This is a genomic window from Amycolatopsis stemonae (genome assembly GCF_054781455.1).
The window spans coordinates 242,637-263,492 of record NZ_BAAGUJ010000008.1 but is presented as its reverse complement, the minus strand read 5'-3'; the positions used below and the strand labels follow the sequence as shown (position 1 = coordinate 263,492).

Sequence of the window (20,856 nt, the reverse complement as noted above, 5' to 3'; positions counted from 1 at the left end):
ATGGCAGGTCCTGGCCCTAGCCGACCGAGGAGTGCCGTGTCCACCGTTCCCGCCGATCTCAGCGGAAAGAGTGACGCCGAGCTGATCGCCGAGGTCCGCGCGGGGAAGATCGAGTCGTACGGGCCGCTCTACGAACGGCACACCGGCGCGGCACACAACCTCGCCCGTCAGCTGGCCCGGTCGAGCTCGGAAGCCGACGACCTGGTCTCCGAGGCGTTCGCGAAGGTGCTCGACACGCTGCGTGGTGGCAAGGGGCCGGACACCGCCTTCCGGGCGTACCTGCTGACCGCGCTGCGTCACACCGCGTACGACCGGACCCGCAAGGAACGCCGGGTCGACCTCAACGAGGACATGACCGACGTCTCGGCCGAGGCCCTCACCGTCCCGTTCTCCGACACGGCCGTCGCCGGGCTCGAGCGGACGATGGCGGCCAAGGCGTTCGCCCGGCTGCCCGAACGCTGGCAGGCCGTGCTCTGGCACACCGAGATCGAGCAGCAGAGCCCGGCCGAGGTCGCGCCGCTGCTGGGGCTGACCGCGAACGGCGTCTCCGCGCTCGCGTACCGCGCCCGGGAAGGGCTGCGGCAGGCGTACCTGCAGGTCCACCTGCAGGAGAACGCCGAGGAACGCTGCCGCGCCTGCGCCGAACGGCTCGGCGCGTGGACCCGCGACGGGCTGTCCAAGCGGGAACGCGCCCAGGTCGAGGCCCACCTCGACGAGTGCGAGAACTGCCGGGCCCTGGCCGCGGAGCTCGCGGACGTCAACGGCGGCCTGCGCGCGATCATCGCCCCGATCGTCCTGGGCGGCGCGGCCCTCGGGTACCTCGCCACCATCGGCGCCGCCAAGGCGAGCGCGGCCACGGCGGCGACCGCCGTCGCGGCCGCCGTCGTCACCGCGGCCTCGGGCAAGGCCGGCGCGGCGGCGGGTGCCGCCGCCGCGGGCCCCCGCCAGTTCGCCGGGGTCGACGCGTCCGGCACCGCCGTCGACGCGGCCGTCGTCATCGCGCTCACCGCCGGCGGCGGGTCGCAGGACATCCCGGTCGCGGCCCAGGTGCCGCCCCCGGCCGTCCAGCCGGTCCAGCCGCCCGCGCCGAAGCCGCAGCCACCCGCGCCGCCGCAGCCCCCGCCCCCGCCCGCGGCTCCGCCGGTCGCCCCACCGCCGCCGGCCGTCCCGCCGCCCGCGCCGCCGGCCCCGCAGCCCGCCCCGCCGGCCCCGGCGCCCCCGTCGATGTCCGCGACGACCCCGCCCGGCGGCGTCGAGCTGAGCCCCGGCGCCGCGACGAACCTGCCGATCACCGTCCGCAACGACGGCGGCAGCCCGTCCGACCCGGTGGCCGTCGCGCTGAAGCTGCCCCCGGGCGTGCACGCGGTCAACACCGGCGGCGGCGGCGCGCCGATGGCGTTCGCGCAGAACGGCCCCGCCCCGATCACCGTCAACTGCCCGGGCGGCGACGGCACGGTCACCTGCAAGACCGGCACCGGCCTGCAGCCCGGCCAGAGCGCGACGCTGAACTTCCGGCTCCAGGCCGACGAAGACGCCCAGGGCGGCACGGTCACCGGGTCCGTCACGGCCGGGGTGAAGATCAACGTCGCGGTGAGCGTCAAGGTCACCGTGAAGCAGCCGCCGGAAGCGGTGGTCCTGGAAGCCCAGGGCGACGGGCTTTCCGCGTTCCCCTGGACCCGCAACCCGCTGGTCTACGTGCGGGTCAGCAACACCGGCGAGACGACCAAGCCGGTCACCGTCGCCTTCGACCACCCGCTGGGGCAGTGGTGGAGCCTGCGCGGCTTCCCCTGCACGAACACCGGCGAGGGCGCGACCTGCACGACGACGACCGCGCTGGCCCCCGGCCAGCACGTCAACCTGTGGGTGCGGCTGAAGGGCCGCCCCGACGACGGCCGCGTCACGATCACGGCGAAGCTCGGCAAGGCGTCGGCGGCGCCGGTGACCGTGGACTTCGGCTGCTGGCACAAGTGGTGCGGCAAGGACCCGCTGCCGACGACTTCGCCCTCGACCACGCCTTCGAAGCCCACGCCGAGCAAGCCGGCCAAGCCGTCGTCCACCCCGCCGACGACGACGTCGGAGAGCAGGCCGACGACCACGCCACCGACGTCGAAGACCACGACGAGCGCGCCGCCGAACCCCGGCACCAGACCGGGCGACCAGCGGCCGACCACCACCCCCGAGCGGGGATTCGGCTGGCTGACCGGGTAGCGTCCGCGCGGTGCGCGAGCTGCTGAAAAAGCATCGCGAGCTCCTCCGCTTCGCCGTCGTCGGCGGGATCAGCTTCGTGATCACGATGTCGGTCAACTACGGCTTGAAGTTCACCGTGCTGCGGACCCACCCGGTCACGGCGCTGATCGTCGGTGTCCTGGTCGCGACCATCTTTTCGTACGTCGCCAACCGCGAGTGGTCGTTCCGCACCCGCGGCGGCCGCGAACGGGCCCACGAAGCCGCGTTGTTCTTCCTGATCAGCGGCATCGCACTGGGCCTGAACGCGCTGCCGCAGTGGTTCTCGCGGTACGTGCTGGACCTGCAGGCCCCGCGGCTTTCGCCGTTCGGCGTCGAGGTGGCCGACTTCGTCAGCGGCATCATCATCGGCACCCTGCTCGGGACGGTGTTCCGCTGGTGGGCCTTCAAGAAGTGGGTGTTCCCGGACGAAGGCGCGCGGGTTCTCGAGGTCGCGGAAGATCCGGACATTCAGGACCGCAAGGCCGCCTGAACCACAGGTCAACGCGGTGTGCTCCTAGACTGCGAGATGTGACCGTTGTGGAAACCGTGCTCAAGCGCACGCCGGAACCACTGCGTTCGGTGCTGATCAAGCACCGGGAGCTGCTGAAGTTCGGCATCGTGGGCGGAACGACGTTCCTCGTCGACAACGGGGTCTGGTACCTGCTCAAGCTGTCGGTGCTGGAGTCGAAACCCACCACGGCGAAGGCGATCGCGATCATCGTCGCGACGATCGTCTCGTACATCCTCAACCGCGAATGGTCGTTCCGCACCCGCGGCGGCCGCGAACGCCACCACGAAGCCGCGCTGTTCTTCGTGATCAGCGGCATCGCGGTGATCGTCAACCTGATCCCGCTGTACGTCTCGCGGTACGTGCTCCACCTGGAGATGCCGCACGTGACGCGGCTGGTGCAGGAGATCGCGGACTTCGCGAGCGGGTCCATCATCGGCATGCTGCTGGCGATGTTCTTCCGCTTCTGGGGCTTCAAGAAGTGGGTCTTCCCGGACGAACTGGGCGAGCGCCGGCGCGACACCGGCGACGTGACCCGCCTGCGCTGAGCTCTCGCCGTAAACTACTTGTCTTCTGACATGTAGTTGTCTAGAGTCATCCTCGTCAGTGTTCCTTCGTGGTGACGCCGTCCGGGTTCGGCCGGGCGAGCGGGACGATTCGAGGTGGTTTCCGAGCGCGAAGAGGTCGCACCCGTCCGCGGGTGACGATGGAGCCTTTTCCCGACTCGACGGGACGTGCGTGAAGCACGTCCGCATCTCTCGTCCCTTCTGACGACACGAGGACCTTCCTTGATTTCCCTCGCGCCCGAGCGCGTTCGAAAACGCGCCCTCACGGGCCTCTTCCTGTCCGTTTTCCTCGCGATGCTCGACGCCCAGGTCGTCGCCACCGCACTCCCCCGGGTCGCCGCCGAGTTCGGCGGGACCGGGGCCTACGCCTGGGTCACCACCGCCTACCTGCTCGCCGGGAGCGTCACCGCGCCGGTCTTCGGCAAGCTCGGCGACGTCCACGGCCGCAAACGTGTGCTCCTGGGCGCTCTCGCCCTGTTCCTGCTCGGCTCGCTCGCCTGCGGCCTGGCGTCGTCGGCCGCCGCGCTCGTCGCGGGCCGGGTCCTGCAGGGCGCCGGTTCCGGTGGGCTCTTCGTTTCCGTCGGCGCTTCGCTCGGCGAAATGTTCACGCCTCGCGAAGGCGCGAAGTACTTCGGGTGGTTCTCGATCTGCTTCGCCGTCGCTTCGCTCGCCGGGCCGGCGATCGGCGGCCTGCTCACCGGGGTGGCCGGGTGGCGGTCGATCTTCCTGGTCAACCTGCCGCTCGGGCTGGTCGCCGTCGCGTTCCTCAGGCGCCTCGAACTGCCGAGACGACGGCGAGACGCGCCGTTCGACTTCGCCGGCGTCGTCCTGCTCGGCGTGACGGTCACCGGGTTCACCCTGCTCACGCCGTGGTCGATCGCCGTCGGCGCGGCGGCGGCCGTCGCGTTCGTCCTCGTCGAACGCCGGGCCGAAGCACCCGTCCTGCCGCCGCGCCTGGTCAAGGACCGGACCTTCAGCGTCTCCGTGCTCCTCAGCGTGCTCGCCGGGTTCGCGTTCCTCGGCTCGGTCAACTACATCGCCGTCTACCTCCAGGCCGACGCCGGTCCGGCCGAAGGCGGGCTGCGGCTGGTGCCGATGACGCTCGCCGTGTCGGTCTCCTCCGTCGTCGCGAGCAAGGTCATCGCCCGCACCGGGGCGTACCGCTGGGCGCCGCGGCTGAGCATGGCGCTCGGCCTGCTCGCGGTGCTCGGCCTGCTCACCTTCGACGCCTTGCCGCTCGTCCTGGGCTGCCTGGTCGTCTTCGGCCTCGCCGCCGGGCTCAACCTGCAGGTCCTGGCCCTCGCCACGCAGAACACCGCGCCGGCGGACGACCGTGGCGCGGTCGCCGCGGCGGTCAACCTCGCCCGCGCGCTCGGCTCGGCCCTCGGCCCGGTCGCGCTCGGCTTCGCCTACCAGTCCGGCACGCACGGCGTCTTCCTCGCCCTGCTACCCGTCCTCGCGCTCGCCCTCCTCACGGCGTTCGCGCTCCCGCACGTCCCGCTCCGCGGAGAAGGAGAACCCCGATGATCTTCGTCCTCGGCACCACCGGCAAGGTCGGCCGCGCCCTCGTCCCCGCCCTGCTCGACGTCGGCGCCGCCGTCCGCGCCCTGACCCGCGACCCGGCCAGGGCGCGCATCGACCCACGCGCCGAAGTCGTCCAGGGTGACCTCGACACCGCGGACCTGGCCGCCCTCTTCGACGGCGTGGACCGCGTCTTCGTGCTGACGCAGGGTGCCACCGCCGAGCGTGAGACGGCGGTCGCGCGGGCCGCCGCCCGCGCCGGCGTCACCCACGTCGTCAAGCTGTCCACCACCGGCGTCCACTTCGGACAGTCCGATCCGATCACCCGCGCGCACGCCGAGGCCGAGCAGGCCATCCGCGAAGCCGGGCCCGCGTGGACGATCCTGCGTCCCGGCGCCTTCATGGACAACCGGTTCGCCTGGCTGGAGTCGATCCGCGAGGAGAACGCCGTGTACGTGCCCGAAGGCGACCCGGCGTCCGCGCTGGTCCACGTCCGCGACATCGCCGCGGTCGCGACCCTCGCCCTGACGACGTCCGGCCACGAAGGAGCGACCTACGAGCTCACCGGCGGAGAAGCGCTCACCACCGAAGCGCAGGTCTCGATCCTCGCCGACGCGATCGACCGGCCCGTCGAGTACGTCGAAGAGCCGCACAGCGCCGCGCGCGAACGCATGATGCGGAAGTACGGCTGGCCGGCCGAAGCCGTCGACGGGTTCTTCGCGCTGAAGCGGGCGTCCGCCGAGCACGAGCACGTCGTTTTCGACACCGTCGGACGGGTGCTCGGCCGGCCGCCGCTGACCTTCGCGACCTGGGCACGTGAGAACGCGGCCGCGTTCACCTACCATTACCGGGGGTGACGGCGGGGAGGTGAGCCGGATGAGCCTGCGCGTCCTGGTCGTGGACGACCATCCGTTGTTCCGGTTCGGGGTGTGCACGCTGCTGGACGCCGAACCGGGCATCGAGATCGTCGGCGAGGCCGCCAGCGGCGCCGCCGCCGTCGACGCCGCGGGCGCGCTCCGCCCGGACGTCGTGGTCATGGACCTCCACCTGCCCGACCTGTCCGGGATCCAGGCGACCCGCCACATCGCCCAGGCGAGCCCGGACACCGGCGTGCTGATGCTGACGATGGCCGACGAGAGCGAGTCGGTCTTCGCGGCGATGCGCGCCGGTGCCCGCGGCTACCTGCTCAAGGACGCCGAGCCGGACGAGATCATCCGCGCGGTGCAGGCGGTCGCGCGGCGCGAGGCGATCTTCGGCCCCGACATCGCGAACCGCGTCCTCGGCTTCTTCAACCAGCCGCCGGCCGCCAGCGAGCCGGTGTTCCCGGAGCTGACCGGGCGCGAGCGCGAAGTGCTGTCCCTGATCGCGGCCGGGCACAGCAACGCCGTCATCGCGACCACCCTGTGCCTGAGCCCCAAGACGGTGCGCAACCACATCTCGAACGTCTTCGCCAAGCTCCACGTCGCCGACCGCGCCGAGGCGATCGTCCGGGCCCGGGACGCGGGTCTCGGCCGGTCCTGACGGGCAGCCTGTCCGGGCAACATCGGGACGCCGGTCCCATGCGCCCGGGACACCCCGGCGGGCACTGTGGTCAGGGTGAGGGGTGGATCCCCCTTCGCACCGTTCGAGGGGAATGGGTGACGATGTTCGAAACCGACCGGACTCCGGTGGTGGTCCGCGCCACCGATCCGATCCTGCACAACGGCGTCTGCGTGGCGCTGCGTTCGCGTGACGACGTCCGGGTCGTCGACGGGGAGGCGGCCGACTCGGCCATGGTCGCGTTGCTGGTGGCCGACCGGCTCGACGAAACGATGACCCAGCTGCTGTCCGCGCTGCACCACCAGGGCTTCACCCGGATCGTGCTGGTCGCGGGCGAGGTCGACGACAACGAGATCCTGGGCGCGGTCGAGCACGGGGTCTGCGCGGTCGCCCGCCGCGCCGACGCCGGGCCGGAGGTGCTCGTCCGGCTGATCAAGGCGGCCGCCGCCGGGGAGGGCGCGCTGCCGCCCGACCTGCTCGGCCGGCTGCTGAACCGGGTTTCCCGGCTGCAGCGCCAGGTGCTCCAGCCGCGCGGCCTACACCTGGGCGGGATGAGCAACCGGGAGACGGAGGTCCTCCGGCTCGTCGCGGCGGGCCACTCGACGCAGGAGATCGCCGACGAGCTGTGCTACTCGCAGCGCACGGTGAAGAGCATCCTGCACGACGTGACCAACCGCTTCCAGCTGCGCAACCGTTCGCACGCGGTGGCGTACGCGCTGCGTGAAGGGCTGATCTGACCCATGATCGCCCAGGTCGACGAGGCCCTGTGCCGGCTGCTGCGGCCCCGCTTGCCGGCGGGGACGCAGATCCGTCTCGACCCGCCGAAACCGACCTGGCAGACGGAGTCGCAGGGGCGAAGCGTGGAGCTGTTCCTCTTCGCGCTGCGCGACGCCGTCGGCGAGGGAGAAGAGGGGGAAGGAAAGCGCGCGGCCCGCCGCTGCGCGCTTTCCTACCTCGTCACGGCGCGGGCCGCACAGGTCGCCGAGGAGCACGACCTGCTCGACGCCACCCTGAGCGCGGTGCTCGCCAGCGAGCAGCTGCCCACCGAAAGCGCTTCCCCGGTGCGGATGGCTTTGGCGGCAACGGATCCGTCGGCGTTGTGGACGAGCCTGGGCATGCCCGCCCGGGCCGGCTTCGTCCTCCAGGTGACGACCGACCTCTAGCGCGGGACGCGCTCGGCGGGCCAGCGCACCTCGGGCACGTCGCTGGGCCGCGGCACCTTCAGGAATAGGCTGAACACGGCCGGGCGGCGGTTGGACAGTTCGAGCCGGCCGCCGTCCGCCTCCACCAGCGCTCGCGCCAACGCCAGCCCGACGCCGGTCGAGCCGCCGCCGGAGAAACCGCGTTCGAAGATGTGCGGGGCCAGCTCGTCCGGGACGCCCGAGCCGGTGTCGCTGACCTCGACGACCACCGTGCCCTCGGCGTCGCCGCGGCGGGCGACGACGTTCACCGTGCCCGAGCCGTGGCGCAGCGCGTTGTCCAGCAGCACGCCGACCACTTCGCGCAGCCGCCCCGGCGTCGCGCGGGCCATCAGGCCGTCGGCGACGCGCATCCGCAGGTTGCGGCCCTCCGAGCGGAGCAGTTCACGCCATTCCTGCGCCATCTCGGGCAACTGCTTCGGCAGGTCGACGGGTTCCGCGCCGACCTCGCGGGCCGCGCGCGCCGCCGCCAGCAGCTCGTCCAGTGCCTCGGCGAGCCGGTCCGCCTGTTCCTGGGCGGCCTTCGACTCGTCGGCCACCTCTTCGTCCGGGTGCACGGTGAGCGGTTCCAAGCGCAGCTGCAACGCCGTCAGCCGGCTGCGCAGCTGGTGCGAGACGTCGCCGACGAGCTGGCGTTCCCGCTGCACGAGCTGGGCCAGCGCGGTGCCGGACGCGTCGAGCGCCTCGGCGACCATGTCGAGCTCGCCGACCCCGTAGCGGCTCGGGTCGGGCCGGAAGTCGCCGCCGCCGAGGCGGGACGCGCGTTCGGCGACGTGCCGCAGGGGTTTCGCCAGCCGTCGCGCGGTCGCGATCGCGACCACCGCGCCCGTGCCGACCGAGAGCAGTACGAGCAGCACGACGACCAGGGTGACCGTCGTCTGCCGTTCGTGCATCGGGCCGGCCGGGACGGCGATCGCGACCTTGCCGTCACGCGCGAGGTCGGCCGTCTCGGTGACGGTGTCCGGCCCCGGGTCGTTGCCGTAGCGCTTTTCCTGCTGGTTCGGGACCTGCACGGTCAGGATCCCGTTCGCCGGCACCGCCGCGCGCACCTGGTCGAGGTCGATCTCCTGGCCGTTGGCGATCTCGGTGTCGAGGATCGCCGCCGCCGCGCGGGCGTTCTCGGCGAGCGTCTCGCGGTAGCTCGACTCGATCTGCCAGCTCGCCACGATGCCCAGCGGGATGCCGAGGACCGCCGCGGTGACGGCGACGGCCAGCAGGATGGCCAGCAGGATGCGGCGGCGCACGGCTTATTCGGCGTTGAACCGGAAGCCGACGCCCCGGACGGTCGCGATCCGCCGTTCGCCGTCGTGGGTCTTGCTGGTTCGCCCGGCGGCTTCGTCGGCGGCGATGGCGAGCTTCCGCCGCAGCCACGACATGTGCATGTCGAGCGTCTTGGACGTCTTCGACTCGAGGTCGTTCCAGACCTCGGCGAGGATCTCGTCCCGGCTCACGACCTGTCCGGCGCGGCTCATCAGCACGCGCAGCAGCTCGAACTCCTTGTTCGCCAGCTGCACCTCGTGCAGGTCGACGGTGACCAGCCGGGCACCGAGGTCCATCCGCACGCCGCCGGCCTCGAGCACCTCGGGCACCCGGCGCCGCAGCAGCGCCCGGATCCGGGCGAGGAGCTCGGCCAGCCGGAACGGCTTGGCGACGTAGTCGTCGGCGCCCGCGTCGAGGCCCACGACGAAGTCGACCTCGTCGGTGCGGGCGGTGAGCATCAGGACGGGCAGCTCGGTGCCCCCGGCTCGGAGGCGCCGGCAGACCTCCAGGCCGTCCATCCCGGGCAGGCCGAGATCCAGCACGAGCAGGTCGACGCGCTGGGCGGCGGTGGCGTCGAGCACCGAAGGGCCGTCGGTGACGACGTGGATCTCGTATCCCTCACGTTCGAGGGCGCGGGAGAGCGGTTCGGCGATGGCCGGATCGTCTTCGGCAAGTAGGACCATGCTCACCTGGTCAACTCTACGGCGAGGAGGCGTGAAACCATCGTGACCGTGCCTCGCTACGGAGATGATCTGGCCCTCGCCACCCGGCTGGCTGACGCCGCCGACGCGATCACGACGGCGCGGTTCCGCGCCCTGGACCTGGCGGTGGAGCGCAAACCCGACCGCACCCCGGTGACCGACGCGGACACCGCGGTCGAGGACGCGATCCGGGCCCTGCTGGCGGCCGAGCGGCCGGAAGACGCGGTGCTCGGCGAGGAGCGCGGCGGGTCCGCGGCGACCGGCCGGGCGTGGGTGCTCGACCCGATCGACGGCACCAAGAACTTCCTCCGCGGTGTACCCGTCTGGGCGACGCTGATCGCGTTGGTCGCGGACGGTGACCCGGTGGTCGGCATGATCAGCGCCCCGCTGCTGGGCCGCCGCTGGTGGGCGGCTTCGGGGTCCGGCGCGTTCTCGTCGGACTCCGCGGGCACGCGGCAGTTGTCGGTTTCCGGTGTTTCTTCCCTTTCGGACGCCTATCTGTCCACTACGGACCTGAACTCGTGGATCGAGTACCACTCGCGCGAGAAGTACCTGGACCTGGTGGACGCCTGCTGGGAGACCCGCGCGTTCGGCGACTTCTGGCACCACGTCCTGGTGGCGGAGGGCGCGCTGGACGTCGCGGCGGAGTGCATCGTGAACCCCTGGGACGTCGCGGCGGCCCAGGTGATCGTCACGGAGGCGGGCGGGCGCTTCAGCGACCTCGACGGCGTCGCGCGGTACGACAACGGGAGCGCGCTGTCGACCAACGGCCGCCTGCACGACGAGGCCCTGGCGATCCTCAAGCGTTGACGGGATAGGCCGCCTGGCGGGCACTTCTTGACCGGTCTGAACCACCGGTGGTTCACTCCCAGTGCTCGCCGGGTCACCCCGTCTTCTGACAACGTTGTCAGCCCGGAGTGCCCCGCTCACCCCGGGAGGAAGAGCATGCGCAGAGTCGTCACCACGGCTTTGGTCATTCCCCTGTTCACGGCCATCACGGCGGCCACTCCGGCCGCCGCTCACGAGACCGATCCCGCCGCCTACGTCAACCCGTTCGCCGGCGCGAAGGCCGGCGACACCCCCGAGACCAACACCTACGCCGGCGACACGTTCCCCGGCGCCGACGTGCCCTTCGGCATGGTGCAGTGGAGCCCCGACACACCGCTGCAGCCCAAGCCGCCCGCCGGGCAGGGCCGCTACTACGCCCGGGACCGCGACGGCGGCTACGCCTGGGAAGAGAACAAGCTCCGCGGCTTCAGCCTCACCCACTTCAACGGCGCGGGCTGCGGCGGCGCGGCCGGCGACGTCCCGTTCCTCCCCTTCGCCGGGACCATCACGACGTCCCCCGCGGTGGACGCGACGAAGTACTTCCCCACCTTCAGCCACCGCAACGAATCCGCGTCGCCCGGCACCTACAAGGTGACCACCGACTCGGGCATCACCACCGAGCTGACCGCGACCCAGCGCTCCGGCATGGGCCGGTTCACGTTCCCGAAGAACTCCCCCGCGACGCTGCTCGTCGACGTCGCGCAGTCGGCGATGGGCAGCGACGACGCGTCCGTGACCGTCGACCCGGCCAAGCGGACCGTCGAAGGCTGGGTGTCCAGCGGGCACTTCTGCCGCGGCCCCAACACGTACAAGGTCTACTTCACCGCGTCCTTCGACCAGCCGTTCACGACGTCCGGGACGTGGCAGAACGCCGCCGTGACGCCCGGCGGCACCAGTGCCCGCGGCGGCGACCTGAACAAGGACACCTGGGACAAGCAGGTCGTCACGGCCGACGGCGGGTCCGGCGCCTACCTGACGTTCGACCCGGCCAAGCCGGTCCAGGTCCGCGTCGGACTGTCCTATGTAGACGCGAACGGCGCTCGCGCGAACGTGCGCGCCGAGCAGCGGCAGGACTCCTTCGACACGGTCAAGGAGAACGCCCGCCGCGCCTGGAACGACCGGCTGCGCCAGATCACCGTCGAAGGCGGCGCCGACGCGGCCACGAAGACGTTCTACACCGCGCTCTACCACACGTTCATGCAGCCGAACGTCTTCTCCGATGTGGACGGTCGCTACGCCGGGTTCGACAAGGCGATCCACCGCGCGAAGCCGGGACACGCCCAGTACGCCAACTTCTCCGGCTGGGACACCTACCGCGACGAGGTCCAGCTCCTGTCGATGCTCGCCCCGCACGAGGCCGCGGACATGGCGCAGTCGATGCTCAACCAGGCGGACCAGGCCGGCGGCATCTGGGACCGCTGGTCGCAGAACAACGACTTCATGGGCGTGATGGGCGGCGACCCGTACCACTCGATCATCGCCAGCACGTACGCCTTCGGCGCCACCGACTTCGACGCCCGGAGCGCCTTGAAGTCCATGGTCAACGGCGCCACGCGCGTCCAGCAGGCCGGCGAACGCGCCCTCGAACGGCCGGGGTTGTCCGACTACCTGACGCTCGGCTACCACCCCAACAACGTCTCCGACATGCTCGAGGAGACGACAGCCGACTTCGGCATCGCGCAACTCGCCCAGCGCCTCGGCGACCAGAAGAACCACCAGCAGTTCATGAGCCGCGCCCAGTACTGGGAGAACGTCTACAACCCGGCGACGGGCTACCTGCAGACACGGATGCGCGACGGTCAGTTCCTGTCGCCGTTCGACCCCGCCCAGTACCAGGAAATGCGCTACCAGGAAGGGAACGCGGCGCAGTACACGTGGATGGTGCCCTACGACGTCCGCGGGCTCTTCGACGCGATGGGCGGCGACGACGCCGTGAAGAAGCGGCTCGACTTCTTCTTCACGAAGCTCAACAGCGACGCCAACTCGCCGTACGCGTTCATGTCGAACGAACCGTCGTTCGAGGTGCCCTGGGAGTACGCCTACGCGGGGGCGCCGTCGAAGACGCAGGACATCGTGCGCCGCTCGGCGGAGCTGCTCTTCAAGCCGGCCGAGGACGGCCTGCCCGGCAACGACGACCTCGGCGCGACGTCGGCGTGGTACGTCTTCGCCGCGCTCGGCATGTACCCGGAGGCGCCCGGCCGCGCGGAAATGGTGCTGGCCAGCCCGATGTTCCCGAAGATCACGCTGACCCGGGCGACCGGGCAGCGGATCACGATCACCGCGCCCGGCGCGTCCAGCTCGGTGAAGTACGTCAGCGCGCTGAAGGTCGACGGGCAGGCGAGCACGAAGCCGTGGCTGCCGGAGTCCTTCGCGGTCGAGGGCGGCCGCCTCGACTTCACGCTCGGCGCGCAGCCGACGTCGTGGGGATCCGCCAAGGCTGACGCACCGCCGTCCTTCCGCGACGGGGAAGTACCGGTGCGCGGCCGCGTCGGCCCGGGTCGCGTCGTCGTGGCACCCGGCTCCGCGACCACGGCCAACGTCGTCGCGGAAGGCATCACCGGCGCCGGCACGGTGACGTGGCAGGCGAAACCGCCGGCCGGGATCACCGTGACGCCGTCGAGCGGCACGCTCACCGTGGGCGCGCACGGAACCGCGTCGCAGCAGGTCCGCGTCACCGCCGCGGCCGGGACTGCGGACACGTACACCAGCGTGCCGGTCGAGTTCGGCGGGCAGCTTCCGGCGTACCTGCCCGTGACCGTCGGAACGCCGGGGACGCTGCCCGCGGCGAACACGAACGTCGGCGTCACGGACGACCGGTTCGTCCAGTACGGCGACTTCGGCGAGACCGACCTCTACCCCGGTCAGTTCGCCTACTCCGCGCAGGGCCTCGCCAAGAGCGGCGTCGCGCCGGGCACGAAGGTCGGCGAGTTCACCTGGCCCTCAAGTCCGGCGGGGTCGCCGGACAACGTGATCGCGGCGGGGCAAACGCTTGCGGTGACCGCGGCCAAGGGCGCGACGAAGCTGTCGTTCCTCGGTTCGGCGACCGGCGGCGACGCCCAGGGCGCCGTGACCGTCACCTACACCGACGGCTCGACGCAGCAGGCTTCTCTGGGCCTGTCGGAATGGTTGCTGAAGGGCGGTGACGAGACGCCGCAGTTCGGGAACACCGTCGTCGCGAAGGTGCCGTACGTGAACTCGGCGTTCCCGCGGTACATGTTCCGGCTGCAGCGGCCGTTCACGTCGTACCTGTTCGCGACGGCCCCGATCGCGCTGGACCCGGCGAAGCAGGTCAAGTCGGTCACGCTGCCGGCGTCGACCGGCTCAGGCGCGGCGCACGTGTTCACCTACGCCGTGAGCTGACGGCCTGCCCGGGTCGTGACCCGTCACGACCCGGGCAGCAGGCCGACGGCGCCGCGGGCGACCTGCGCCCAGGCCAGCCGGCCGAAGAGGTAGTGGCACGCGACCTGTTCGCTCGTGAACCGCGCCCAGTCGTAGCGGTTGCCCTGCTCCCGCCAGAACACCTCCCACGCCTCGTCCTCGCCCTGCATCAGGCACCAGGCGTTGTCGACTTCGGCGCCGAGCGAGACGACCTCCGGGGGCACGCCCAGCACGCCGAGCCAGCGCTGGATCGACTGCGTGTTCATCAGTCCTCTTCCCCCTTGGCCTCGGCGAGGTAGCCGAGGGTCACGAGCTCGTCGGCCGCCAGCAGCGCACGGTACCGGGTACCCCCGCCGACCTGGCCGAACCAGTTCGCGGTCTCCGAGCGCCACATCGGCACCGCGCGCACCACGACGTACCGGCGGTACTCGGCGTCCAGCATCCCCGGCGGCAGTGAGCGTTCCGCGAAGGGCGTCCCGTCGGCGAAGAACACCCGGCCGTACGCCGGGCCGAAGCGGTCGAGCACGGTGTTGGCCGGGACCATCACCGGCTCGGCGTGGTCGACACCGCCCTCCGGGTAGTGCTCGCCGGGCGGCCACGCGTATTCGGGCCCGAGGTCGCTGTGCCCGACGACGAACCGGCGGATCCACACCGCCTGCGTCGCGTGGGCGTACGGCACGTACCCGTCGGTCAGGTGCCGCGGCACCGGCCGCGACGGCGCGGTCGGTGACCGGCGGAAGCCCGCGGTGACGTTGGTGAGCGCCTGGTCGTCGAAGATCAGCCGGGCGTCCGGGTGGTCGTTGGGGCCGAAGCCGTCCGGGTCGTCGGGAAGCGGCAGCTGCACCGCCGGTTTGTCCATCGCCACGGGCAGGTGCCCGATCGGGAACATGTGCACCAGGAACAGCGCGACAACGCTTTCCCGCTCGGTGCGCGGCGAGCCCAGCGGCGGCAGCGGCGCGGGCGAACCCGGGTTCGGTGGCGGGCCCGCCACCGGCGGGGGCGGCCCGGCCGGCGCGGGTGGCGCCGGCGGCAGCGGGAACGGCGGGAGCAGCGGCGACACGGCGTGCGGCCAAGCGGCGGGACCGCCGGAGGGCGGCGTCGGAGCGTCCTCGTAGCCGGGCAGCCGGATCGGCCCGGTGTCGAGGTCCGCCTCGGCCGGTTCGGAGCCCGCGTCGGAAGGCTCGGTCACACACATCCTCCGGCTCGGTCGGTGCCCTCGGGCACTCGGTTCGACGCGGCCGCGGCGCTGCCGGTCCCCCTTGATACCGCACCCGCCCGGTGCGGGCGCGGCGAGGTCAGCTCAGCGCGGCGACCACGCGGGACGGGCTCGGGCGGCCGAGCTGTCCCGCCATCCACGCGCTGGCCGCCACCAGCGTGTCCAGGTCGACGCCGGTTTCGACGCCGAGGCCGTCCAGCATCCAGACCAGGTCCTCGGTCGCCAGGTTGCCCGTCGCCGACTCGGCGTAGGGGCAGCCGCCGAGCCCGCCCGCCGAAGAGTCCACTGTCGACACTCCACATCGGAGCGCCGCCAGGGTGTTGGCCAGAGCCTGACCGTAGGTGTCGTGGAAGTGCACGGCCAAAGTACCGACATCGCCGAAGAGGCCGACCAGGTTCTCCACCTGGCCCGCGGTCGCGACGCCGATGGTGTCGCCCAGCGAAAGCTGCGAGCAGCCCATGTCGAGCAGGCGGCGGCCGGCGTCGGCGACCTGCTTCGCCGGCACCGCGCCTTCCCACGGGTCGCCGAAGCACATCGAGAGGTAGCCGCGCACGTCCAGGCCGGCCTCGCGGGCCCGCGTCACGACCGGTTCGAACATCGCGAACTGGTCGTCCAGCGACGAATTGAGGTTCTTCTGCGCGAACGTCTCCGTCGCGCTCGCGAAGATCGCGATGTGCTCGACACCGGCGTCGAGGGCGCGGTTCAGGCCCTTCTCGTTCGGCACCAGCACCGGGTACCGGACGCCTTCACGGCGGTCCAGCCCGGCGAGCAGCTGCTCGGCGTCGGCCAGCTGCGGCACCCACGTCGGGTGCACGAAGCTGGTCGCCTCCAGCGTCGTCAGCCCGGCGCCCGCGAGCCGGTCGAGGAACTCCAGCTTGACCTCGACCGGGACGATCGTCTTCTCGTTCTGCAGGCCGTCCCGCGGGCCGACCTCCCAGATCGTGACCCGCTCCGGCAGCTCCCCCGTCGAGGGGACCCGGTCCGGCAGGCCCAGTTCGCGCGTGCCCATCAGCGGCGTCGGTCGCCGCGCTGCGGACGCCGGTCCTGCGGCGGCAGCGGCTCGGTCTGCTGGGGCCCGCCCGCCGGCCGGTAGTCGTCGTACGGGTTGTCGTTGACCTCGCGGTAGATCACCGTGTGCACCTTTTCCACGTGCGGGATGTCCTCGAACCGCAGCGGTTCGTCCGACGCCGACTCGATGATCAGCGTGCCGCAGCCGAAGACCCGGTCGAGCAGGCCGTGCTCGAACTGGACGCTGTTGATCCGGCCCATCGGGATGTCGATGCCGGTGCGCTTGAGCACGCCCTCACGGGCGATGAGGCGGTCGGTGGTCACGATGAAGTGGGTGGTCCGCCAGCGCACGAGCGGCGCCAGGAACAGCCACACGATCAGGACGAGCGCCACGACCCCGATGGCGATCAGCCCGACCGAGTTCCACGGCGAGGACGCGTCCTTGGCCAGGATCGCGAGCCAGATGCCGGCGCCCAGGGTGACCAGGAACGCGAGCGTCGGGAAGATCAGCATCTTGAAGTGCGGGTGACTGTGCACCACGACGTGCTCTTGCTCGCTGAGCAAATCGTCCGGATAAGCCACGGCGGACGCTCCCAAGGTCGGTGCGGCGATGTCGCTTCACCGTACCGGCGAGACGCCCGGCCGGTGAGTGCAACGCCCCGAAGAATCAGGCCGGGCGCACGTGGACCACGTCACCCGCGAACACGGTGTGCCGCTGGCCGCCCGCCATGTCGACTTGCAGCTGCCCGGCGGCGTCGATGTCGGCCGCCCGGCCGGTGAGCGACGTGCCGTCCGGCAGCTGCACCTCGACGTCCTGGCCGAGGGTCGCGCAGTGGGCGCGGTAGTCGCCGAGCAGGCCCGCTTCGGTGAGGTCGCCGCCGGCCAGGCGCCAGCGCTTCTCCAGCTCGTCGAACTCGGTGAGCAGCGCGATCGCGACGTCGGTGCGGTCGGTGTTCGTGGCGCCGCGCTCCGCGAGCGACGTCGCGGGCAGGCCGCCCGGGCCCGGCTGGACGTCGCCGAGCGGCAGGACGTTGAGGCCGATGCCGAGCACGATCGACGGGTCGGTCCCGGCGACGGCCTCGGCGAGGATCCCGGCGCACTTGGCGCCGCCGGCGAGGACGTCGTTGGGCCATTTGAGCGCGGCCTCCACCCCGACGCCCGCCGCGGCCGCCCGGACGGCGAGCCCGGCGACGACGGAGAGTGAGCCCAGGGCCGAGAACGCGACGCCCGCCGGCCGCAGCGCCACGCTGAGGTACAGCCCGGCGCCCTTCGGCGAACTCCAGCTCCGAGCCCGGCGACCGACCCCCGCGGTCTGCTCCTCGGCGAGCAGAACGGTCCGGTCCGCGGCCCCGTCTTCGACGGCTTTGCGCAGGTCGGCATTGGTGGAGCCGGTGCGCTCGACGACGTCGATCTTCGCGTACCGATCCTTGAGAGCCGAGGTGAGGCGGGCAGCGTCGATCTCAGTCATGTGTCCACCATATGAGAGTCCCCCTAACGTGCAAGCTACTCAGTCGTTCACTAAGAGGTGCGCTCTTCTAAGTTGGACCCCGTGACGACCAAGCCGGCCTCCTGGGCTCGCGGCGCGGCCCTGCGCGGCCTCGTGGCGCTCCCGCTCGTCGCGGGTCTGGCCACCGCGGGCTGGCTGCTCGCCGACCGGTCGCCCGAGCCCGCCCCGGCGACCGCGGTGCCGGTGGCGCGCGACGCCGCGTCCGGCCCGTCGGTCCTCGAAGTCAGCGCACCCGTGAAGGCGCAGGAGCCGGGCCAGGGCGCGTCCGGCCAGGGCGGCAAGAACCCGCTGCAGCAGTGGGCCGACCAGCTGGCCGGCCCCCTCGACATCCCGGCGGACGCGCTGATCGGCTACGCGAAGGGCGAGCTGGCGCTGCGCAACGAAGACCCGTCGTGCCACCTCTCGTGGGTCACGCTGGCCGGCGTCGGCTCGGCGGCGTCGAACCACGGCCGCGGCGACGGCAGCCTCCTCGGCCTGACGCCGGCCCAGACCAAGAAGTACGGCGGCGAAGACCCGGTCGCGGCCGGGCGGGCGCTGTGCGCGGGCGGCACGGACCTCGGCGCCGGCCCGGGCTGGTGGAAGGCGATCGCGGCCTACCACCCCGGCTCCGACAGCGAGCTGTTCCGCCAGCGCGTCCTGGGCATGGCCCAGCTCTACGCGACGCTCTCGCTGGACCCGGCGTCGGCTTCGTCGCCGCGCGTCCGCGCGACCCGGTTCGCGCTCGGCCAGCTCGGCCTCCCGTACGTCTGGGGCGGCAACGGGCCCGACGCGGGTGCGGCGGGCTTCGACTGCTCAGGCCTGACCAAGGCGTCGTACGACAGCGCGGGCGTGAGCCTGCCGCGGACGGCGGACAGCCAGTTCCGGGCCCTCCCGCCGGTGCCGGCTTCGGAGGAACCGCGCCTGGGCGACCTGGTGTTCTACGGCAGCCCGGCGACGCGCATCCACCACGTCGGCCTGTACCTGGGCAACGGCCTGATGATCAACGCGCCGACCGAGGGCCAGGCGATCCAGATCCACACGTACCACTCGAAGGGCGACGACTACGCGGGCGCGGGCCGTCCCGCCTGAGCCGGTTTTGTCGGTGGTCGCCGCTACCGTCCGGGGCATGTTCGAAGTCGACTTCGTCGAGTTCCCGTCCACCTCGGCCGGCGCGTCCGGCGAGTTCTTCGCGCGCGCGTTCGGCTGGGAAGCGACACCGTACGGCCCGGCGTACGCGGACGTCCGCGCGGCCGGGCTCACGTTCGGCTTCCAGGCCGACCCGGCCGAGCAGGCCCGGGCGCCGCTGGTCACGATCCGCACGGACGACCTCGCGGCGGCCCGCGTCGCCGTCGAGTCGGCGGGCGGGAAGGTGACCGCGGAACCGTTCTCCTTCCCCGGCGGCCGGCGCTTCCACTTCCGTGAACCCGGCGGGAGCGAACTGGCCGTGTGGTGCCCGGCGTAGCTACCGGGCCACGGCCTGCTCGACGTAACCGGCGGCGCCACCGCCGTAGTACGTCGCGGGATCGCCGGGACTGAGCGGCAGGTCGAGCGCGAAGCGCGTCACGAGGTCCGGGTTGGCGACGAAGTGCCTCGCGTAGGACACGGCGTCGGCGATCCCGGCCTCGACCACGGCGTCGCCGGAGTCGCGGTCGAAGCCGTTGTTCACGATCAGCGGGCCGTCGAACAGGCGCCGGTACCGCGCGAAGCCGGTGAAGTCCGGACCCGGGTCCGGGCCCCGGAGATGGAGGTAAGCCACCTCGAGCAAGGCGACGAGCTCGTCGTACTCGGCGCGCAGTGCGTCGTCCACGGTGAACAGTCCGCCGGTCCACCACGGCGAAAGCCGGACACCGACGGCGATCCCGGCCGCGCTCACCGCGTCGACGACGTCGAGGAGCAGCTTCCCGCGCGAGCGGCCGTAGGCGTCGGTGCGGCGGTTCAGCCGCGGGTGCAGGAACTGCGCGAGCAGGTAGACGCCGTTGGCGGCCAGCTCGACGCCGTCGAACCCGGCGCGCCGCGCGTTGTCCGCCGCCGTGGCGTAGTCCGCGATGGTCGCGCGGATCTCGGCCGCGGTCAGTGCGCGCGGAGTTCCGGTCCGGCGCCGTCCACCGGCGGTGTACACCGGCTCCTCGGGGTTCACGGCCGACGGGCCGGCCGGCCGCGCGCCCAGGACGTCCGGGTGCGAAACCGCGCCGGTGTGCCACAGCTGCGCCACGATCCGCCCGCCGAGCGCGTGCACGACGTCCGTCACCGGCCGCCACCCGGCGACGTGGTCCTCGGTGTACAGGCCGGGGACGTTCAGGAAGCCCACGGCCCGTTCGCTCACCCAGGTGCCTTCGGTGATGAGCAGGCCGGCGCTCGCGCGCTGCGCGTAGTAGGCGGCCTGCAGTTCGCCGGGCACGCCGCCGGGCACGCGGGCCCGGGTCGTCGGGGCCAGCACCACGCGGTTCGGCAGGCGCCATCCGCCCAGTTCGGCAGGGGTCAGCAAGCTCATCGGTCACCTCTGGTCGCCGGGACACGTCGGGGGTGCGACGGTGGAGGCGGGCGAAAGGTGACCGATGGACGAGCTGGCCGCGGAGTTCGAGGCCGAGCGCGGGCGCCTGCGCGGGCTGGCCTACCGGATGCTCGGCTCGGCGGCCGAAGCGGACGACGCCGTCCAAGAGGCTTGGCTGCGGCTGAACCGCGTGGATTCGGTCGACAACCTGGCGGCCTGGCTGACGACGGTCGTGTCCCGCGTCTGCCTCGACGTCCTGCGCTCGCGGAAAACGCGCCGCGAAGACCCCTTCGACGAAGTCCCGGAACCGGCGGGCGACGCCGACCCGGCCGGCGAGGCCGAGCTGGCCGAATCGGTCGGGCGCGCGCTGCTCGTGGTGCTGGACGCGCTCGGGCCGGCCGAGCGGATCGCGTTCGTGCTGCACGACCTGTTCGCGGTGCCGTTCGACCGGATCGCGCCGGTGCTGGACCGGACGCCGGTGGCGGCGAAGAAGCTCGCGAGCCGCGCCCGGCAACGGGTCCGCGGCACGTCCCCGCTGCCGCCCGCCGACCTGACGCGGCACCGCCGGGTGGTCGACGCGTTCCTGGCGGCGGCCCGGGGTGGCGACCTCGAAGAGCTCCTGGACGTGCTGGCGCCGGACGTCGTCCGCCGCGCCGACGCGGCCGCGCTGCCGGTGGGAGCGGCCCTCGAAGCACGCGGCGCGCGGGCCGTCGCCGAGGAGACGCAGGTGTTCGGGAAACGGGCCCACTTCGCCGAAGCGGCGCTGCTGGACGGCGCGGTCGGCGTCGTCGTGGCCCCGCGCGGGCGGCTGCTGCTCGCCCTCGCGGTCACGGTCGAGGGTGAGCGCGTGGCGGCTTACGACGTGATCGCCGACCCCGGGCGCCTCGCCGCGCTGCACATCACGCTCCTCACCTGACCCGGTGACGGGA

21 protein-coding genes are annotated in these 20,856 nt (G+C 72.3%); 13 read left to right on the top strand and 8 right to left on the bottom strand.

Features of this window, described 5'->3' with window-relative positions; all coding sequences use genetic code 11:
- The first annotated feature begins 36 nt into the window (after positions 1-36).
- The 8 genes from ACYVLJ_RS28770 to ACYVLJ_RS28735 all read left to right on the top strand — a co-directional run bounded on the left by ACYVLJ_RS28770 (position 37) and on the right by ACYVLJ_RS28735 (position 7,523).
- Positions 37-2,208 carry a sigma-70 family RNA polymerase sigma factor gene (locus ACYVLJ_RS28770; protein ID WP_460441006.1) on the top strand — a complete coding sequence of 724 codons (2,172 nt, stop codon included), beginning with the start codon at positions 37-39 and terminating at the stop codon, positions 2,206-2,208.
- A 10-nt stretch (positions 2,209-2,218) separates the two neighbouring features.
- Entirely contained in the window at positions 2,219-2,716 is a 498-nt protein-coding gene (locus ACYVLJ_RS28765) for a GtrA family protein (protein ID WP_451977442.1), read from the top strand.
- Positions 2,717-2,754: 38 nt separating this feature from the next.
- On the top strand, positions 2,755-3,282 hold the full coding sequence (locus tag ACYVLJ_RS28760) for a GtrA family protein (RefSeq protein ID WP_451977445.1): 528 nt from the start codon (positions 2,755-2,757) through the stop codon (positions 3,280-3,282).
- 240 nt (positions 3,283-3,522) lie between these two features.
- Complete coding sequence (locus ACYVLJ_RS28755; protein WP_460441005.1) at positions 3,523-4,827, top strand: MFS transporter; 1,305 nt, start codon at positions 3,523-3,525, stop codon at positions 4,825-4,827.
- Positions 4,824-5,678: a Rossmann-fold NAD(P)-binding domain-containing protein gene (locus ACYVLJ_RS28750; protein WP_460441004.1), complete on the top strand. Its 855-nt coding sequence runs from the start codon at positions 4,824-4,826 to the stop codon at positions 5,676-5,678. The genes ACYVLJ_RS28755 and ACYVLJ_RS28750 overlap by 4 nt, the downstream gene beginning before the upstream one ends.
- Before the next feature lie 19 nt (positions 5,679-5,697).
- Entirely contained in the window at positions 5,698-6,342 is a 645-nt protein-coding gene (locus tag ACYVLJ_RS28745) for a response regulator (protein ID WP_451977453.1), read from the top strand.
- Between the two features lie 122 nt (positions 6,343-6,464).
- A complete protein-coding gene (locus ACYVLJ_RS28740) occupies positions 6,465-7,097 on the top strand; it encodes a response regulator transcription factor (protein ID WP_451978146.1) in 633 nt (210 codons plus the stop codon).
- A gap of 3 nt (positions 7,098-7,100) precedes the next feature.
- Complete coding sequence (locus ACYVLJ_RS28735) at positions 7,101-7,523, top strand: Pvc16 family protein (protein ID WP_460441003.1); 423 nt, start codon at positions 7,101-7,103, stop codon at positions 7,521-7,523.
- On the opposite strand, the gene ACYVLJ_RS28730 is transcribed toward ACYVLJ_RS28735, so the two are convergent.
- Both ACYVLJ_RS28730 and ACYVLJ_RS28725 read right to left on the bottom strand, forming a co-directional pair.
- The gene (locus ACYVLJ_RS28730; protein WP_451977459.1) at positions 7,520-8,803 is read right to left on the bottom strand and encodes an ATP-binding protein; all 1,284 of its coding nucleotides are present in this window, start codon (positions 8,801-8,803) and stop codon (positions 7,520-7,522) included. The two genes, ACYVLJ_RS28735 and ACYVLJ_RS28730, sit on opposite strands and share 4 nt — an antisense overlap.
- 3 nt (positions 8,804-8,806) lie before the next feature.
- Positions 8,807-9,502, bottom strand: coding sequence for a response regulator transcription factor (locus ACYVLJ_RS28725; protein ID WP_451978149.1), 696 nt, complete (start codon positions 9,500-9,502; stop codon positions 8,807-8,809).
- A gap of 42 nt (positions 9,503-9,544) precedes the next feature.
- Here ACYVLJ_RS28725 and hisN point away from each other — a divergent pair, with 42 nt between their 5' ends.
- Together hisN and ACYVLJ_RS28715 are read left to right on the top strand one after the other, a co-directional pair.
- A complete protein-coding gene (gene hisN / locus ACYVLJ_RS28720) occupies positions 9,545-10,330 on the top strand; it encodes an FIG domain-containing protein (protein WP_460441002.1) in 786 nt (261 codons plus the stop codon).
- Between the two features lie 135 nt (positions 10,331-10,465).
- Complete coding sequence (locus ACYVLJ_RS28715) at positions 10,466-13,708, top strand: GH92 family glycosyl hydrolase (protein ID WP_460441001.1); 3,243 nt, start codon at positions 10,466-10,468, stop codon at positions 13,706-13,708.
- Positions 13,709-13,731: 23 nt separating this feature from the next.
- Here ACYVLJ_RS28715 and ACYVLJ_RS28710 read toward each other — a convergent pair whose 3' ends face one another.
- From ACYVLJ_RS28710 to ACYVLJ_RS28690, 5 genes are all read right to left on the bottom strand, one after another.
- Positions 13,732-13,992: a hypothetical protein gene (locus ACYVLJ_RS28710; protein WP_003105220.1), complete on the bottom strand. Its 261-nt coding sequence runs from the start codon at positions 13,990-13,992 to the stop codon at positions 13,732-13,734.
- Positions 13,992-14,921 (bottom strand): TNT domain-containing protein, encoded by a 930-nt coding sequence (locus ACYVLJ_RS28705; RefSeq protein ID WP_460441000.1) that lies wholly within the window; start codon positions 14,919-14,921, stop codon positions 13,992-13,994. Before ACYVLJ_RS28705 ends, ACYVLJ_RS28710 begins: the two co-directional genes overlap by 1 nt.
- 100 nt (positions 14,922-15,021) lie before the next feature.
- The gene (locus tag ACYVLJ_RS28700) at positions 15,022-15,951 is read right to left on the bottom strand and encodes a hydroxymethylglutaryl-CoA lyase (protein ID WP_460440999.1); all 930 of its coding nucleotides are present in this window, start codon (positions 15,949-15,951) and stop codon (positions 15,022-15,024) included.
- Entirely contained in the window at positions 15,951-16,532 is a 582-nt protein-coding gene (locus ACYVLJ_RS28695; protein ID WP_451977474.1) for a PH domain-containing protein, read from the bottom strand. Before ACYVLJ_RS28695 ends, ACYVLJ_RS28700 begins: the two co-directional genes overlap by 1 nt.
- An 85-nt stretch (positions 16,533-16,617) precedes the next feature.
- Positions 16,618-17,418, bottom strand: a complete 801-nt coding sequence (locus ACYVLJ_RS28690; RefSeq protein ID WP_460440998.1) for a biotin--[acetyl-CoA-carboxylase] ligase — start codon at positions 17,416-17,418, stop codon at positions 16,618-16,620.
- A gap of 81 nt (positions 17,419-17,499) precedes the next feature.
- Here ACYVLJ_RS28690 and ACYVLJ_RS28685 point away from each other — a divergent pair, with 81 nt between their 5' ends.
- A complete protein-coding gene (locus ACYVLJ_RS28685) occupies positions 17,500-18,525 on the top strand; it encodes a C40 family peptidase (protein WP_460440997.1) in 1,026 nt (341 codons plus the stop codon).
- 37 nt (positions 18,526-18,562) lie between these two features.
- Positions 18,563-18,898 carry a VOC family protein gene (locus tag ACYVLJ_RS28680; RefSeq protein WP_451977483.1) on the top strand — a complete coding sequence of 112 codons (336 nt, stop codon included), beginning with the start codon at positions 18,563-18,565 and terminating at the stop codon, positions 18,896-18,898.
- Here ACYVLJ_RS28680 and ACYVLJ_RS28675 read toward each other — a convergent pair whose 3' ends face one another.
- Entirely contained in the window at positions 18,899-19,927 is a 1,029-nt protein-coding gene (locus tag ACYVLJ_RS28675; protein ID WP_460440996.1) for an alkene reductase, read from the bottom strand.
- A gap of 64 nt (positions 19,928-19,991) precedes the next feature.
- Here ACYVLJ_RS28675 and ACYVLJ_RS28670 point away from each other — a divergent pair, with 64 nt between their 5' ends.
- Positions 19,992-20,843 (top strand): sigma-70 family RNA polymerase sigma factor family protein, encoded by an 852-nt coding sequence (locus ACYVLJ_RS28670; RefSeq protein WP_460440995.1) that lies wholly within the window; start codon positions 19,992-19,994, stop codon positions 20,841-20,843.
- Positions 20,844-20,856 lie beyond the last annotated feature (13 nt).

Bases quoted from the DNA above. Each gene is read 5' to 3' on its own strand.
- ACYVLJ_RS28750 (WP_460441004.1), top strand. From the start codon at position 4,824: ATGATCTTCGTCCTCGGCACCACCGGCAAGGTCGGCCGCGCCCTCGTC.
- ACYVLJ_RS28745 (WP_451977453.1), top strand. From the start codon at position 5,698: ATGAGCCTGCGCGTCCTGGTCGTGGACGACCATCCGTTGTTCCGGTTC.
- ACYVLJ_RS28740 (WP_451978146.1), top strand. From the start codon at position 6,465: ATGTTCGAAACCGACCGGACTCCGGTGGTGGTCCGCGCCACCGATCCG.
- ACYVLJ_RS28735 (WP_460441003.1), top strand. From the start codon at position 7,101: ATGATCGCCCAGGTCGACGAGGCCCTGTGCCGGCTGCTGCGGCCCCGC.
- ACYVLJ_RS28725 (WP_451978149.1), bottom strand. From the start codon at position 9,502: ATGGTCCTACTTGCCGAAGACGATCCGGCCATCGCCGAACCGCTCTCC.
- ACYVLJ_RS28715 (WP_460441001.1), top strand. From the start codon at position 10,466: ATGCGCAGAGTCGTCACCACGGCTTTGGTCATTCCCCTGTTCACGGCC.
- ACYVLJ_RS28710 (WP_003105220.1), bottom strand. From the start codon at position 13,992: ATGAACACGCAGTCGATCCAGCGCTGGCTCGGCGTGCTGGGCGTGCCC.
- ACYVLJ_RS28705 (WP_460441000.1), bottom strand. From the start codon at position 14,921: ATGTGTGTGACCGAGCCTTCCGACGCGGGCTCCGAACCGGCCGAGGCG.
- ACYVLJ_RS28700 (WP_460440999.1), bottom strand. From the start codon at position 15,951: ATGGGCACGCGCGAACTGGGCCTGCCGGACCGGGTCCCCTCGACGGGG.
- ACYVLJ_RS28690 (WP_460440998.1), bottom strand. From the start codon at position 17,418: ATGACTGAGATCGACGCTGCCCGCCTCACCTCGGCTCTCAAGGATCGG.
- ACYVLJ_RS28680 (WP_451977483.1), top strand. From the start codon at position 18,563: ATGTTCGAAGTCGACTTCGTCGAGTTCCCGTCCACCTCGGCCGGCGCG.
- ACYVLJ_RS28675 (WP_460440996.1), bottom strand. From the start codon at position 19,927: ATGAGCTTGCTGACCCCTGCCGAACTGGGCGGATGGCGCCTGCCGAAC.
- ACYVLJ_RS28670 (WP_460440995.1), top strand. From the start codon at position 19,992: ATGGACGAGCTGGCCGCGGAGTTCGAGGCCGAGCGCGGGCGCCTGCGC.